General features: G+C 63.5%; 11 protein-coding genes. All 11 read right to left on the reverse strand.

Features of this window, described 5'->3' with window-relative positions; translation table 11 throughout:
* Positions 1-9 precede the first annotated feature (9 nt).
* The 11 genes from E2K99_RS16955 to E2K99_RS17005 all read right to left on the reverse strand — a co-directional run bounded on the left by E2K99_RS16955 (position 10) and on the right by E2K99_RS17005 (position 14065).
* Positions 10-678: a phosphoribosylanthranilate isomerase gene (locus E2K99_RS16955; protein ID WP_134222967.1), complete on the reverse strand. Its 669-nt coding sequence runs from the start codon at positions 676-678 to the stop codon at positions 10-12.
* Positions 679-728: 50 nt separating this feature from the next.
* Positions 729-1637 carry a tRNA pseudouridine synthase A gene (locus E2K99_RS16960; RefSeq protein WP_134222968.1) on the reverse strand — a complete coding sequence of 303 codons (909 nt, stop codon included), beginning with the start codon at positions 1635-1637 and terminating at the stop codon, positions 729-731.
* A gap of 163 nt (positions 1638-1800) precedes the next feature.
* Positions 1801-4494 carry a motility hub landmark protein FimV gene (locus E2K99_RS16965; protein WP_420840834.1) on the reverse strand — a complete coding sequence of 898 codons (2694 nt, stop codon included), beginning with the start codon at positions 4492-4494 and terminating at the stop codon, positions 1801-1803.
* A 499-nt stretch (positions 4495-4993) separates the two neighbouring features.
* Positions 4994-6106: an aspartate-semialdehyde dehydrogenase gene (gene asd / locus E2K99_RS16970; protein ID WP_039784953.1), complete on the reverse strand. Its 1113-nt coding sequence runs from the start codon at positions 6104-6106 to the stop codon at positions 4994-4996.
* Positions 6107-6227: 121 nt separating this feature from the next.
* Complete coding sequence (leuB, locus tag E2K99_RS16975; RefSeq protein ID WP_017452965.1) at positions 6228-7298, reverse strand: 3-isopropylmalate dehydrogenase; 1071 nt, start codon at positions 7296-7298, stop codon at positions 6228-6230.
* A gap of 116 nt (positions 7299-7414) precedes the next feature.
* Positions 7415-8062: a 3-isopropylmalate dehydratase small subunit gene (gene leuD / locus E2K99_RS16980; protein ID WP_034333116.1), complete on the reverse strand. Its 648-nt coding sequence runs from the start codon at positions 8060-8062 to the stop codon at positions 7415-7417.
* Between the two features lie 128 nt (positions 8063-8190).
* Positions 8191-8322 carry an entericidin A/B family lipoprotein gene (locus E2K99_RS16985; RefSeq protein WP_121045014.1) on the reverse strand — a complete coding sequence of 44 codons (132 nt, stop codon included), beginning with the start codon at positions 8320-8322 and terminating at the stop codon, positions 8191-8193.
* A gap of 36 nt (positions 8323-8358) precedes the next feature.
* Positions 8359-9759: a 3-isopropylmalate dehydratase large subunit gene (gene leuC, locus E2K99_RS16990; RefSeq protein WP_034333111.1), complete on the reverse strand. Its 1401-nt coding sequence runs from the start codon at positions 9757-9759 to the stop codon at positions 8359-8361.
* 233 nt (positions 9760-9992) lie between these two features.
* A complete protein-coding gene (locus E2K99_RS16995; RefSeq protein WP_205703693.1) occupies positions 9993-10814 on the reverse strand; it encodes a M48 family metallopeptidase in 822 nt (273 codons plus the stop codon).
* Positions 10815-10989: 175 nt separating this feature from the next.
* Positions 10990-12078 carry a chorismate synthase gene (aroC, locus tag E2K99_RS17000; protein WP_134222971.1) on the reverse strand — a complete coding sequence of 363 codons (1089 nt, stop codon included), beginning with the start codon at positions 12076-12078 and terminating at the stop codon, positions 10990-10992.
* A gap of 97 nt (positions 12079-12175) precedes the next feature.
* Positions 12176-14065: an MFS transporter gene (locus tag E2K99_RS17005; protein ID WP_134222972.1), complete on the reverse strand. Its 1890-nt coding sequence runs from the start codon at positions 14063-14065 to the stop codon at positions 12176-12178.
* Positions 14066-14080 lie beyond the last annotated feature (15 nt).

Consider the following 14080-nt stretch of genomic DNA (forward strand, 5'->3'; position numbering starts at 1 on the left):
GGAGGTGTGCTACGCAGGGGTAGCATCCGCCAGACGCACGGCCTGGATGAAGGCCTCGATCCTGGCGGCATCCTTGATGCCCTTGGCGGCTTCGACGCCACTGCTGATGTCGACCGCGTAGGGGCGAACGCCAGCGACCGCCTCAGTGACGTTGTGTACGCTCAAGCCACCACTCAAAACGGCCCGAGGCGCGAGTTCTTTTGGAATGAGAGACCAATCGAAAACCTTTCCGCTGCCGCCATACTCCTCGACCAGGGTGTCGAGCAGCAGTCCGGTGAAAAACGGACTGGCGGAGCGATATGCCTGCTCGTATTCTAACAAATCCGCGGGCTGCGTCGAACTTCCTATTCTGGCCGCGCGCATGAAGGGTCTGACAACAGCTTCGGCGATGGCAGCGCATTGCTCGGGCGTCTCGTCACCGTGGAACTGCAGCACCGTGAGCGGCGCCTCGGCCAGTACCTGCTGCACCTCTTCCAGGGTCGGATTGACGAACAGCCCGACGATGCTCACGAAAGGCGGCACCGCACGGGCCAGCTCGCCGGCACGCTGCGGCGTCACGTAGCGCGGACTCTTCGGATAGAACACCAGGCCCAGCGCATCGGCGCCGGCGGCCACGGTGGCGCGGACATCCTCTTCACGGGTCAGGCCACAGATCTTGATGCGGGTACGAAAGCTCATGGAGATTGCCTCATGGGTGAAAACTTCTACTAGCCTGGCTGCTGACAGGCTTACAACCAGGGCCAGGAACGCGCCTCCTGCGGCAGCGCCCAGCTATCCGGATAGTCGACCCGCGCCAGGTACAGGCCATCAGGCATGAAGGTGGGCGCGGCACGGCTGCGGTCGCGCAGGGCCAGCACCTGTCCCATCCATTCCGGTCCCTGCTTGCCGCTGCCCACCACGATCAGCGAACCGACGATGTTGCGCACCATGTGGTGCAGGAAGGCATTGGCCTTGAGGGTGAAAACGATCATGTCGCCGTGGCGGCGCACGGCGATGCTTTCCATCTTGCGCACCGGCGACTTGGCCTGGCATTCCACGGCGCGGAAGCTGGTGAAGTCATGTTCACCGATCAGGTATTGCGCGGCCCGGTGCATTCGGTCCGCGTCCAGCGGGCGGAAGGTCCAGCCAGCCTTGCCGGCCAGCAGCGGCGAGCGCACCGCGTGGTTGTAGAGCACGTAGTGATAAGTACGGGCGATGGCCGAAAAACGTGCATGGAAACCGAATTGAGCCAGGCTCTCGGCCCCTTCCCGCTCGGCCCCGTGCAACTCGGCCGCCTGGGCCGCGGTGCTGGCGCCGGCGATGGCCGCGTCATCCACCCAGGGCAGTTCGCAAGCCCAGCGCACCGCGATCGTGGGCGGCAAAAACGCATTGGTGCCACGTACCCAGGAAAAGCTGTCGCGGGCAATGGCCGTGTCGAAATGCACGACCTGCTCCAGCGCGTGCACGCCCGAATCGGTGCGGCCGGCGCAGGTGGTGGCAATCGGGGTCGTGCTGAAGCGCCGCAGGGCGGCTTCCAGCTGGTCCTGCACGGTCTGGCGGTGCGGCTGGGTCTGCCAGCCCTGCCAGCTGGCGCCGTCGTATTGCACGCCCAGCACCACACGGCGCAGGCCCTCGGACGGGGAAGAAAGTTCTGTCATGGATGTTCACTGCCTGCCGCAAGCGGCCGGGTTCCTGCGCAAGCCTGCAGAAAGCTTCATACAGCCCGCACACCACGGTCTGGCGGCACGATAAAAAACGAACGGGCAGCTCATGCGAGCTGCCCGCGAGATGAAGCTATTGTAATCGCTCCTGATGCCGGGATCAGCCCAGGGCGGCGATCATGGACTTGGCGCGCGCCACCTGGGCGTCGTTGCCGCCGCGCATCACTTCTTCCAGCAATTCGCGGGCGCCTTCCTTGTCGCCGATTTCTTCATAGGCGGCGGCCAGGTCCAGCTTGGTGGTCATTTCCTGCTCGAAGGCCGATTCCTCGTCCTCTTCCAGGATGTTGGCCGCCGACGGGGCCGGGGTGTCTTCCGGCAGGCTCAGGTCGAGGTCGGCCAGGGTCGTGGCAGGCGGCGCATCGTCCAGGCTGTCCAGCAGCATTGAGGCCGAGGCCGCGCCGCTGGAGGGCGGCAGGATGGGCTCGTCGGCATCCGGCTTGGTGCCGTTTTCCAGATCCAGGTCGAAATCGATGTCCTTGCCCAAGTCCATGGCGGCGGCGGGCGTCGGCGTGGCTTCCGGCTGTACCTCGGCCGCCTTGAAGTCGGACAGGTCGAATTCCATGCCCGCGGCTTCTTCAGGCTCAGGCTCCGGCTCGGCCGACGTGCCACCATACAGCGGATTGGTCGGATCGATGGTGAGGCCCAGCGCAGCTGCCTTGACCCAAGCTTCGTTGAGGCCACCGCTAAGGGCATGCAGGTTCAGCGCCACGCGGTTGAAATTGTCCACGTCGCCGCGCTTGGCATAAATCTCAAGGAGCTTGGCGTGCAGGGCCTGGCGCTCGGGCTGCGTCTGCAGGGCCAGCTTGAGGATGTCCTCGGCCTGTTCGTCGCGGCCATAGGCGATGTACATGTCGGCCTCGGCGATCGGGTCGACCGGCGGCTCTTCGACAGGTGCCGCCACCACCGGTGCCACGACAGCTTCGGCGGCGGGCTCGGGCTCGGCCACCGGAGCGGGCTCAGATTCAGGCTCGGGCTCGGGTGCGACGGCAGCCACCGCCGCCACGGGTTCAGGTGAAGGCGCAGGCTCAGGCTCGATGGCAGGTTCAGCCGGTCCGTCCTCGGACTTCTTCTTGCGGCGGCGCATGGCCAGCACGCCGCCACCGACTGCCAGCAGCGCGACCAGGACGCCCGCACCGGCCACGATGTAGGGATTTTCCTTGATCTTGTCGACGAAACCACCGGACTTGGCGGACTTGTCCGCCGGAGCCGCCGCAGTGGCCGGCGCAGCAACGGGAGCCGGGGCAGGCGCAGCGGCAGGCGTGGGCTTGTCCTCGGGCTTGGTGTCGCCACCCTCGGCCGGCTTGTCGGCGGCAGGCGCGGCCGTTGCCTCAGCTGCCGGTTTGGCGGCCTCCGCCTCCTTCTGCTGCTGCGCGGTCAGGTCGGCGATGGTCTTGTTCTTCAGCTCCAGCAGTTTCTGGAGGTTGTCGACGTTCTTTTCCAGATCCTTGACGCGGTCATTGGCTTCGGCCAACGCACGTTCGCTGGCGGCCTTGTCCTCGGCAGCGGCGCCCGCGTTGCCGGTCTTGCCACGGCCTTTGTTGGCGCGCGAGAGCTCCAGGCGATCCCGTGCATCCTGGGTGCCGGAACGCTCCTCTACCCGCGCGGTGATCTTGCCCCCGCCGCTCTGGCGATTGCTGCCCGCCTTGCCGGCAGGTGCATTGGCGACCTGTCCTGCCAGCTTGTTGCGGTAAGCGTTGAAGTCCTGGGCCTGCGCAACGACCATGCCGCGCGCTTCGTCGCGGTCGACGGCGGCAGCCGTGGGCTGGTCGGGGATCGACAGGATCTTGCCCGCCCGCAGACGGTTGATGTTGTTGCCCTGGAATGCGTCCGGATTGGCACGGTACAGCGCAATCAGCATCTGATCCAGCGAGACATTGGGCTGCTGGTTGCGGTTGGCAATGCTCCCCAGCGTATCACCGGGCTTGACGCGATAATCGGCGCTCTTGCCGCCGCTGGCCGCAGCCGGTGCTGTTGCGGGGGCGGCTACGCTGCCGGAGGCGGCAGGACCGGCGGCCGGCGCGGTCGCCATGGCATCCGGGCTGGCCGAAGCCGGGGTATTTTCGGGGGCGGCCTGCTGGCGGCGGATCAGTTCTTCGGCCAGCGGCGAAGGAGCAGGACGCTGCACGATGCTGGTGGCCGGCTCTTCACCGCTGACCGGGATCGCCGCACTGGCCATCGGCGCAGCAGCCGCGGCAGGCGCAGCAGCCGGTGCAGGCGCTGCGGCGGGTGCAGCCGCAGCAGGTGCCGCCATCGCAGCTGCCGGCGCTTCGGCAGCCGCCGCAGGAGCTGCGGCAGGGGCCGGCGCAGGGGCGGCGGCCGGTGTTGCAGGTGACGCGGCCGCAGCCGCCGTGGCGGCCTGGGCATTGCCCGGTGTCAGCGGCGCGACCTGGGCGTTGCGCGGGGTCTTGCTGTCCGGAGGATCGAGCAGGAAAGTATATTCACGCAACTGCCGCGCTTCACCCGAACCCAGTTCCAGCAACAGGTCGACGAAGGGATCGCTGACCGGCTGGGACGAACTGATGCGGATGACATGACGTCCCTGCCGCTGCTCCAGCACGATGGACAGCGAACTCAACACCGGGTTGTAGTCCATGTTGGCGCGGCGGAAGGCTTCCGCCGGTGCCAGGCGCGCCGTAAGCTTGCCGGCCTCGTCGGCACCGACGGCGGTGACCTCGATCTCCGCACGCAGCGGCTGGCCCAGCGACGAGAGCACGGTCAGCTTGCCCAAGGCGGCGGCCTGCGCCCCCAGCGGCAAGGCCATGGCCAGCGCGATGGCAGCGCTGAGTGTCTTCATCTGGGACAGGGGAAGCTTCTTGTTGGTATGTACAGGCATGTTTTGTTTGGCTTAGAGAAACGTTCCGCTTCAAACCCGTCACGCTGGCGTTCAACCCGGTGCTGGCCTGGGAATGCCGTACCACTCCGTGAATGGGGCAGATGCCGCGCGGCCTGCAACCCGGCCTGCGCCACTCCTTGTCCGTGCCGGCTTGCTGTTTTCACGGCTTTTCTTGCAGGCCAGCGGACGGAGCAGATCCATTTCATCAAATCCAGCAGGCGTCCGTCCGGGGCGCTGCCACATGTTGGCTTTCATGAAATGGATTGGCTTTTCAAATTAACATCAAGAACTTACACCCGCAAGTGTACTTACTTTCTCAAGATGAGAAAAACCCGCCAGCATCCACTCGCATGGACGCTGGCGGGCTATTGTTGCAGACTGACAACGCGAAAGGCAAGTCCTATTCGCATTGCAGCAACGCAGCGGGTGCAGTGACCGGGATGAATCCCGGCCGCCGGCATCACTCCAGGTTGCCCAGGATGATGCGCAGCATGCGGCGCAGCGGTTCGGCCGCGCCCCACAGCAGCTGGTCGCCGATGACGAAGGCGGAGATGTATTCCGGCCCCTGGTTCAGCTTGCGCACGCGGCCCACGCCGATTTCCAGGCCGCCGGTGATGGACGCCGGGGTCAGTTCCTTGACCGTGACGGCGCGGTCATTGGGCACCCACTTCACCCACTGGTTGCCGGCACGGATGATGGACTCGATCTCGGCCAGGGGCAGGTCGCGCTTGAGCTTGATGGTCAGCGCCAGGCTATGGCAGCGCATCGCGCCGATACGCACGCACAGGCCGTCCACCGGGATGATCTGCTCGTTGCCCAGGATCTTGTTGACTTCAGCCTGGCCCTTCCACTCTTCCTTGGACTGGCCGTTTTCCAGCTGGGCGTCGATCCAGGGGATCAGGCCGCCAGCCAGCGGCGCGCCGAAGAATTCGGTCGGCACGTCCTCACGGATGGTCTTGGCAACCTTGCGGTCGATGTCCAGGATGGCCGAAGACGGGGTCGCCAGCTCATCGGCCACCGCCGCGTTGATGACGCCCATGCCCTTCAACAGCTCGCGCATGTGGTTGGCGCCGCCGCCGGAAGCGGCCTGGTAGGTCATAGAACTGACCCACTCGACCAGGCCTTCCTTGAACAGGCCGCCCACGCCCATCAGCAGGATGGAGTTGGTGCAGTTGCCGCCGATGTAGTTCTTCACACCCTTGGCCAGCGCATCCTTGATGACGTTGTTGTTGACCGGATCCAGCACGATCACGGCATCATCCTTCATGCGCAGCGAGGAAGCGGCGTCGATCCAGTAGCCATCCCAGCCAGCCGCGCGCAGCTTGGGGAAGATCTCATTGGTGTAGTCGCCGCCCTGTGCGGTGATGATGATGTCGCATTTCTTCAGTTCTTCAATGCTGTTGGCGTCTTTCAGGGTCGTTGCCGTTTTGGCAAACGACGGCGCCTTGCCGCCCGCATTCGAAGTCGAGAAAAACACCGGTTCGATGTGATCGAAATCACCTTCATCCTGCATGCGTTGCATCAGGACCGAACCCACCATTCCACGCCAGCCAACCAAACCAACCAGTTTCATCATCTTTCCCTATTTAGAACTTCCATGGTGAACAAATCAGATTGAACCCATTTGCGCCGGACCATCCGGCATTTCAAGCGCCTGGCCGCACCGGTTGGGGCGCGGCCAGGCGACGTTGATCTCAGGCGAGGGCCTTGACCACGGCTTCACCCATCTGCTGGGTGTTGACCTTGGTGCAGCCTTCTTCATAAATATCGGCGGTGCGCAGACCTTGCGCAAGCACTTTCTTCACGGCGTTCTCGATGCGGTCGGCCTGCTCGGCACGGTTCAAGGAGAAGCGCAGCATCATCGCTGCCGACAGGATGGTCGCCAGCGGATTGGCGATGCCCTTGCCCGCGATGTCCGGGGCCGAGCCGTGTGAAGGTTCATACAGGCCCTTGTTGTTGGCATCCAGCGAGGCCGAGGGCAGCATGCCGATCGAACCGGTCAGCATGGCGGCGGCGTCCGAGAGGATGTCGCCGAACATGTTGCCGGTGACGATGACGTCGAAGTTCTTCGGTGCCTTCACCAGCTGCATGGCGGCGTTGTCCACGTACATGTGCGACAGCTCGACGTCCGGGTATTCCTTGCCGACTTCGGTGACGATGTCTTTCCAGAACTGGAAGGTTTCCAGCACGTTGGCCTTGTCCACGCTGCACAGGCGCTTGCCGCGCTTGGCGGCGGCCTGGAAGGCGACGTGGGCGATGCGGCGGATTTCCGGTTCCGAATAGCGCATGGTATCAAAACCTTCACGTGCGCCCTTGAACGGACCGTCCGGCGCTTCGCGCATGCCGCGCGGCTGGCCGAAATAGATGTCGCCGTTCAGTTCGCGCACGATCAGGATGTCCAGGTTGGCCACCAGCTCGGGCTTCAGGGAAGAAGCACCGGTCAGTTCCGGATAGCAGATCGCCGGACGGAAGTTGGCGAACAGCTGCAGGTGCTTGCGCAGGCCCAGGATGGCTTGCTCGGGGCGCAGGGCGCGTTCCAGCTTGTCGTACTTCCAGTCACCCACCGCACCGAAGAGAATCGCATCGGCTTCCTTGGCCAGCTTCAGGGTGCCGTCCGGCAGCGGATGGCCGTGCGCTTCATAGCCAGCGCCGCCGACGGGGGCGGTTTCCATCTCGAACTTCTCGTCCAGGGCATTGAGCACGCGGACGGCTTCGTCGACGATCTCGGGACCGATGCCGTCACCCGGCAGGATAGCAATCTTCATGGTTTCTCTTTCTCAGTGTTTCCAGCAGTGCTGGAAGACGTTCTTGGAATAAGTAACGACAGTAACGACAAGGGCGGCCATCTGACCGCCCTTTGCTGTTGTCTCGACGATCCTCTTCAGATCGTGTTGCTCAGCCAGGGCTGTTCGTGCAGGTGTTTCTCTTCGTAGGCACGAATGGTGTCGGCTTTGCGTAGGGTCAGGCCAATGTCATCGAAACCGTTCAGCAGGCAGTACTTGCGGAATTCGCTGATGTCGAACGGATAGACTTCGCTGCCATTGGTGGTGCTGACGACCTGTTTTTCCAGGTCGATGACCAGGCGGTAACCCGGGAAGGCCTTGACTTCATTGAACAGGTGATCGACCTGTTGTTCGGTCAGGACGATGGGCAGCAGGCCGTTCTTGTAGCAGTTGTTGAAGAAGATGTCGGCGAAGCTGGGCGCGATCACGGCGCGGAAGCCGTACTGGTCCAGCGCCCAGGGCGCATGTTCACGCGAGGAGCCGCAGCCGAAGTTCTTGCGCGACAGCAGGATGGACGAACCCTGATAACGCTCCTGGTTGAGCACGAAATCGGGATTGAGCGGACGCTTGCTGTTGTCCATGCCCGGCTCGCCATGGTCCAGGTAACGCCATTCGTCGAACAGGTTGGGGCCGAAGCCGCTGCGCTTGATCGACTTCAGGAATTGCTTGGGGATGATCGCATCGGTATCGACGTTGGCGCGATCCAGCGGCGCTACCAGTCCTTCATGCACGATAAATTTATTCATGAGCTTGACCTCGGGTCGGCGGGGCGATTGCTGATTGCTCTGCCCTGCCCTTCCTGTTTCCTGTTCAAAAACTGAAGCTGCGGCACGCTGGCCGCAGCCTTGCACTGTCTGATCCTGCGTTTTTCTGCTTATTTCTTGCTGGCGTCCTGCATCTTCTCGCCGACCTTTTCGACATCCTTGCCGAATCCGTTGACGGTATTGCAACCAGCCAGCGCCCCCAGGGCGACGGCCAGCAGAACCAGAGCGGAGATTTTTTTCATGGTTGTATTCTCTCGAAAAGATTCACAAGCCCGTGCTTACAGAGAGCGCACGTCCACGAAGTGACCGGCAATGCCAGCCGCCGCGGCCATGGCCGGGCTCACCAGGTGAGTACGGCCACCGGCGCCCTGGCGGCCTTCGAAATTGCGGTTCGAGGTCGAGGCGCAGCGCTCGCCCGGTTCCAGGCGGTCGGCATTCATGGCCAGGCACATGGAGCAGCCCGGTTCACGCCATTCGAAGCCGGCATCGCGGAAGATCTTGTCCAGGCCTTCACGTTCTGCCTGTTCCTTCACCAGGCCCGAACCCGGCACCACCATCGCCAGCTTGACGTTGGAGGCGCGGAACTTGCCACGCACCACCTTGGCGGCTTCGCGCAAGTCTTCGATGCGGGAATTGGTACAGGAACCGATGAAGACCTTGTCGATGCGGATGTCTTCAATGGGGGTGTTGGGCTTGAGGGCCATGTAGGCCAAGGCCTTTTCCATGCCATCGCGCTTGGTCGGGTCCTTTTCCTTGTCGGGATCGGGAACGCGGGCGTCGACCGCCACCACCATCTCGGGCGAGGTGCCCCATGTGACTTGCGGCTTGATCTCGGCGGCGTTCAGGGTCACGACCAGATCGAACTTGGCCCCCTGGTCCGAATGCAGGGTGCGCCAGTACGACACGGCGCGCTCCCAGTGCGGACCGGAGGGCGAGAAGGGACGGCCCTTCAGGTATTCCAGGGTGGTGTCGTCGAAGGCCACCATGCCGGCACGGGCACCCGCTTCGATGGCCATGTTGCAGACCGTCATGCGGCCTTCCATGGACAGCGAACGGATGGTCGACCCGGCGAATTCGATGGCGTAGCCGGTACCGCCTGCGGTACCGATCTTGCCGATCACGGCCAGCACGATGTCCTTGGCGGTGACGCCGGCCGGCAGCGCGCCGTCGACCTGCACCAGCATGGCCTTGGACTTGCGCGCCAGCAAAGTCTGCGTGGCCAGCACGTGTTCGACTTCGGAGGTGCCGATACCATGGGCCAGCGCGGCGAACGCGCCGTGGGTGGAGGTGTGCGAGTCGCCGCAGACCACCGTCATGCCCGGCAGCGTGGCACCTTGCTCAGGGCCGATCACGTGCACGATGCCTTGACGCTTGTCGTTCATGCCGAAGTACGTCAGGCTGAATTCTTTTGCATTGCCATCCAGCGTTTCGACCTGCAGGCGCGAGATCGGGTCGGCGATGCCTTGGGCGCGGTCAGTGGTGGGGACGTTGTGGTCCGCCACCATCAGGTTGGCCGAGTTCCGCCAGGGTTGGCGACCGGCTAGCTTGAGGCCTTCGAAGGCTTGCGGGCTGGTCACTTCATGGAGCAGGTGGCGGTCGATATACAGGATGGCGGTACCGTCATCTTCCGTATGAACGACGTGCGACTCCCAGAGTTTGTCGTAAAGCGTCTTGAGCATGTTGCGGTCCGGCGGAAACGAGAAAGGGATGCTGAACGGGAAAAATAGCGTTTGATTATGCCATAAAGCGAGAGGTCTGACCTCCCTGCCGTGTTTTCCGCCGCGTCGCAGCAACAGGGAATAATGCTGCAAGGCAGCAGAAAAAGCGCAGAACTTGCGGCGGACATGAAAAAACCGGCATTTCTTCCGTGCAGGAAGCAATGCCGGTTCGGTCTTTCCCGAAAACGCCGGGATCAGCGCTTGCGGGTCTGCTGGTACAGCGGTTCCACGCGCTGGGCGTAGACCGTCAGGTCGGCGATGCGCTCGCTGCTGGAGGGGTGGGTGGACATGAACTTCATCGGCTCATCGCCGCCCAGACTGGCCATCTTCTGCCACAGCGTGACGGCGGCCTTGGGATCATAGCCGCCGCGCGCAGCCAGTTCCACGCCGATGCGATCGGCTTCGGTTTCGTTGGCGCGCGAATTGGGCAAGCCCATCAGGCCCATGTACAGGTATTGGCCGCCCTGCTTGCCGACATCGCCCAGGCCCAACAGCGCGGCACCGATGGAAATGGCGGAATTGGCCACCACCTGCTGCGAAGCGCGCTCGCGGGCGTGCTCGCGCAGGGCGTGGGCGATCTCGTGGCCCATCACGGCCGCCAATTCATCATCGGTGATCTTGAGCTTGTCGATCAGGCCGGTATAGACCGCGATCTTGCCGCCCGGCATGCACCAGGCATTGGTCTCATCCGAGGTCAGCACGTTGACTTCCCAGTTCCACTTCAGCGCATCCGGACGGAATACGCCGGTCTGCGGAATCAGGCGGTTGGCGATGGTGCGCACGCGCTGCGCCTGGGCGGCATTGCGGTTGAGCAGGCCCTTGCTCTTGGCTTCGGCCAGTACCTGGGCGTATTCCTTGGCCGAGGAGGCTTCCATCTCGGCCGAGGACACCAGCATCTGCTGCTTGCGATCGATGCCGACGGCACCGCCCTGCGTGGTTTGTACGGTTTCGCAAGCCACCAGCCCCACCAGGGCTGCAGCCAGCAGACTGTTCTTGATGATAGGTTTGAGCACCATGCCCGCCTCCATTGAGTAATTGATATTGATCTCGGGTCCCGGTCTGCTGGCGTGCGTGTTGCCGTCAGTCAGCCGTGAGCCGCTTCGACCCGGCTCTTTGCAAATTGTTTCAGACAAGAAAAAACCGGCGACCGCATGTGCGATGGCCGGCTTCCTGGCAGGACTTTCCGGCCGCTCAGCGCAGGGCCGGCGTCTCAACCTTCACATCGCCGCATTGTGCGCGATGACGCAGGGCGTGATCCATCAGCACAAGGGCCAGCATGGCTTCGGCAATGGGAGTCGCGCGAATGCCCACGCAGGGATCGTGGCGGCCGAAGGTTTCCACCGAGATTGGCTCGCCGTTCTTGTCGATGGACGGGCGCGGCGTGCGGATGCTGGAGGTCGGCTTGATGGCAATCGAGGCCGTGATGTCCTGCCCGGTCGAGATGCCGCCCAGGATGCCGCCGGCGTTGTTGCCGACGAAACCTTCCGGGGTCAGCGCATCGCCGTGCTCGGAACCCTTCTGCGCCACCGCAGCGAAACCTGCACCAATCTCCACCCCCTTGACGGCATTGATGCCCATGAGCGCGTAGGCGATCTCGGCATCGAGCTTGTCATACAGTGGTTCGCCCAAACCCACCGGCACGTTCTGCGCCACCACGTCGATGCGCGCGCCGATGGAATCGCCCTCCTTGCGCAGGCCATCCATGTAGTCTTCCAGGCGTTCGATGATGCTGGCGTTGGCGGCGAAGAAGGGGTTGTTGGGCACGTGCTCCCAGGATTCGAAGGGAATCGCGATATCGCCCAGCTGGCTCATGCAGCCCTTGAAGGTGGTGCCGTATTTCTCGAACAGCCACTTCTTGGCGATGGCCGCCGCGCCCACCACCGGGGCGGTCAGGCGCGCCGAAGAACGGCCGCCGCCGCGCGGATCGCGGATGCCGTACTTGTGCCAGTAGGTGTAGTCGGCATGGCCGGGGCGGAAGGTATCGAGGATGTTGCCGTAATCCTTGCTGCGCTGGTCCTGGTTGCGGATCAAGAGCGCAATCGGCGTGCCGGTGGTCTTGCCTTCGTAGACGCCGGAGAGGATCTCCACCGTATCCGGCTCCTGGCGCTGGGTCACGTGGCGCGAGGTGCCGGGACGGCGGCGGTCCAGTTCGGGCTGGATGTCGGCTTCGGACAGCGTCATGCCCGGGGGGCAGCCATCGATCACGCAGCCGATGGCCGGGCCGTGGGATTCGCCGAAGGTGGTGACGGTGAAGAGCGTGCCGAAGGTATTGCCGGACATGATGGAATTCGCGCAAAAATAGGGGAAGCCGCGATTCTACCAGCCTCGGCCGATGCCGACGAGCCGCGCCAGGCCGCAGGCTCCCCCTCAGGCAGGTTTATTTCCAGTCACCGCGCAGCGCCCGGACCTGCTCCTGCAGCCCTTCCGGGCTCACGGCGTCGGGCGCAATCGGCTCACCGACCGCCAGTTCCAGCCGCGAGAACAGCCCGCGCTTGAAGGTGCGCGCCACCGGATTGCTGGGGTCGCGCGAGAACAGGCTGCCCCACAGCCCGCGCAAGGCCATGGGCAGGACCGGTACCGGGCTGCGGTCGATGATCTTCTGCACGCCGCCCTTGAAGGGATTCAATTCGCCATCGCGGGTCAGCTTGCCTTCCGGGAAGATGCACACCAGTTCACCCTCGTGCAAGGCCTGGGCGATATCGACGAAGGCCTTTTCGGTCAGCCAGGGATCTTCCTTGACCGGTGCGATCGGGATAGCCCGCACGTTGCGGAACAGCCAGGACATCACCGGAATCTTGAATATCTGGTGATCCATCACGAAACGCACCGGGCGCGGGCTGGCGGCCATGATGGCAATCGCATCGACATAACTCACGTGATTGCACACCAGCACGGCCGGTCCTTCATCAGGAATGGCCTGGCCGTTGATGATGCGCACCCGATAAAAGGTGTGGATGAGGATCCAGGCCAGGAAGCGGATCAGGAATTCCGGCACCAGCGAGAAGATGTAGACCGCCACCACGCCGTTCATGATGGCCGTGGCCAGGAAGATCTGCGGGATCGTCAGCCCGGCCTTGAGCAACACCATCGCCACCAAGGCCGAGACCACCATGAACAGCGCATTCATGATGTTCATCCCGGCGATGGTGCGCGAGACGTGGGCCGGGTCGCAGCGGGTCTGGATGAGCGCGAACAACGGCACGATGTACAAGCCGCCGAACAGACCGATACCCAGGCAATCGAACAGGATGCGCCAGCTGCCGCCTTGCGCCAGGAAGCCGCCCAGGTCCAGCATGGCCGACGGTGTGACATAGGCCTGGCTGGCGAAATACAGCTCCAGTCCGAACACCGACAAGCCGATGGAGCCAAAGGGCACCAGCCCGATTTCCACCTTGTGCCCGGAAAGCCGCTCGCACAGCAGCGAACCGGCACCGATGCCGACCGAGAACACCGCCAGCAGCAGCACGAAGACGCTGTGGTCGCCATGCAGGTAGTTCTTCGCATAGACGGGGAATTGCGCCAGCATGATGGCCCCGTAGAACCAGAACCAGGAATTGCCCAGCAGCGACAGGAACACCGGCCGGTTGCGGCGCGAATAACCGAGGTTGCGCACGGTCTCGGTGAAGGGATTCCAGTTCACCTTCAGGTCCGGCACCGGGGCCGGCGAAAGCGGAATGCGCAGGCTGGCCAGCCAGCCCAGCACGGCGATACCGATGGTGATCCCGGCCACCAGGTGCAGGCCCCAGGGCTTGTGCACGACCAGCACCGCACCCAGGATTTCACCCAGCAGGATGCCGACGAAGGTGCCCATTTCGATCAGGCCATTGCCCCCGACCAGTTCCTCGCGCTTCAACTGCTGCGGCAGGTAGGCGTATTTCACCGGCCCGAACAGGGTCGAATGAACACCCATGCCAATCACGGCGGCGATCAGCAGCCACAGGTGATGCGTCATCCAGCCATAGGCGGCCACGCACATGATGGCGATTTCGAGCAGCTTGACGAAGCGTGCCACCCGGCCCTTTTCCAGCTTGTCGGAGAGCTGGCCGGAGGTGGCCGAAAACAGGAAGAACGGCAGGATGAACAAACCCGGGATGAGGTTGTTGAGCAAGCCCGGATCCATGTCCGTCCAGGACAGCGCGTCATAGGTGAGGATGGTCAGCAGCGCCGTCTTGAACACGTTGTCATTCAAGGCTCCCAGGAACTGGGTCCAGAAGAAGGGAGCGAAGCGCCGTTGGGAGAAGAGCGTGAACTGGCTGTTCTTTTGCATGGGCAATCAGGTGAG

The organism is Herbaspirillum huttiense (genome assembly GCF_004367745.1).
GTDB classification, from domain to species: domain Bacteria; phylum Pseudomonadota; class Gammaproteobacteria; order Burkholderiales; family Burkholderiaceae_D; genus Herbaspirillum; species Herbaspirillum huttiense.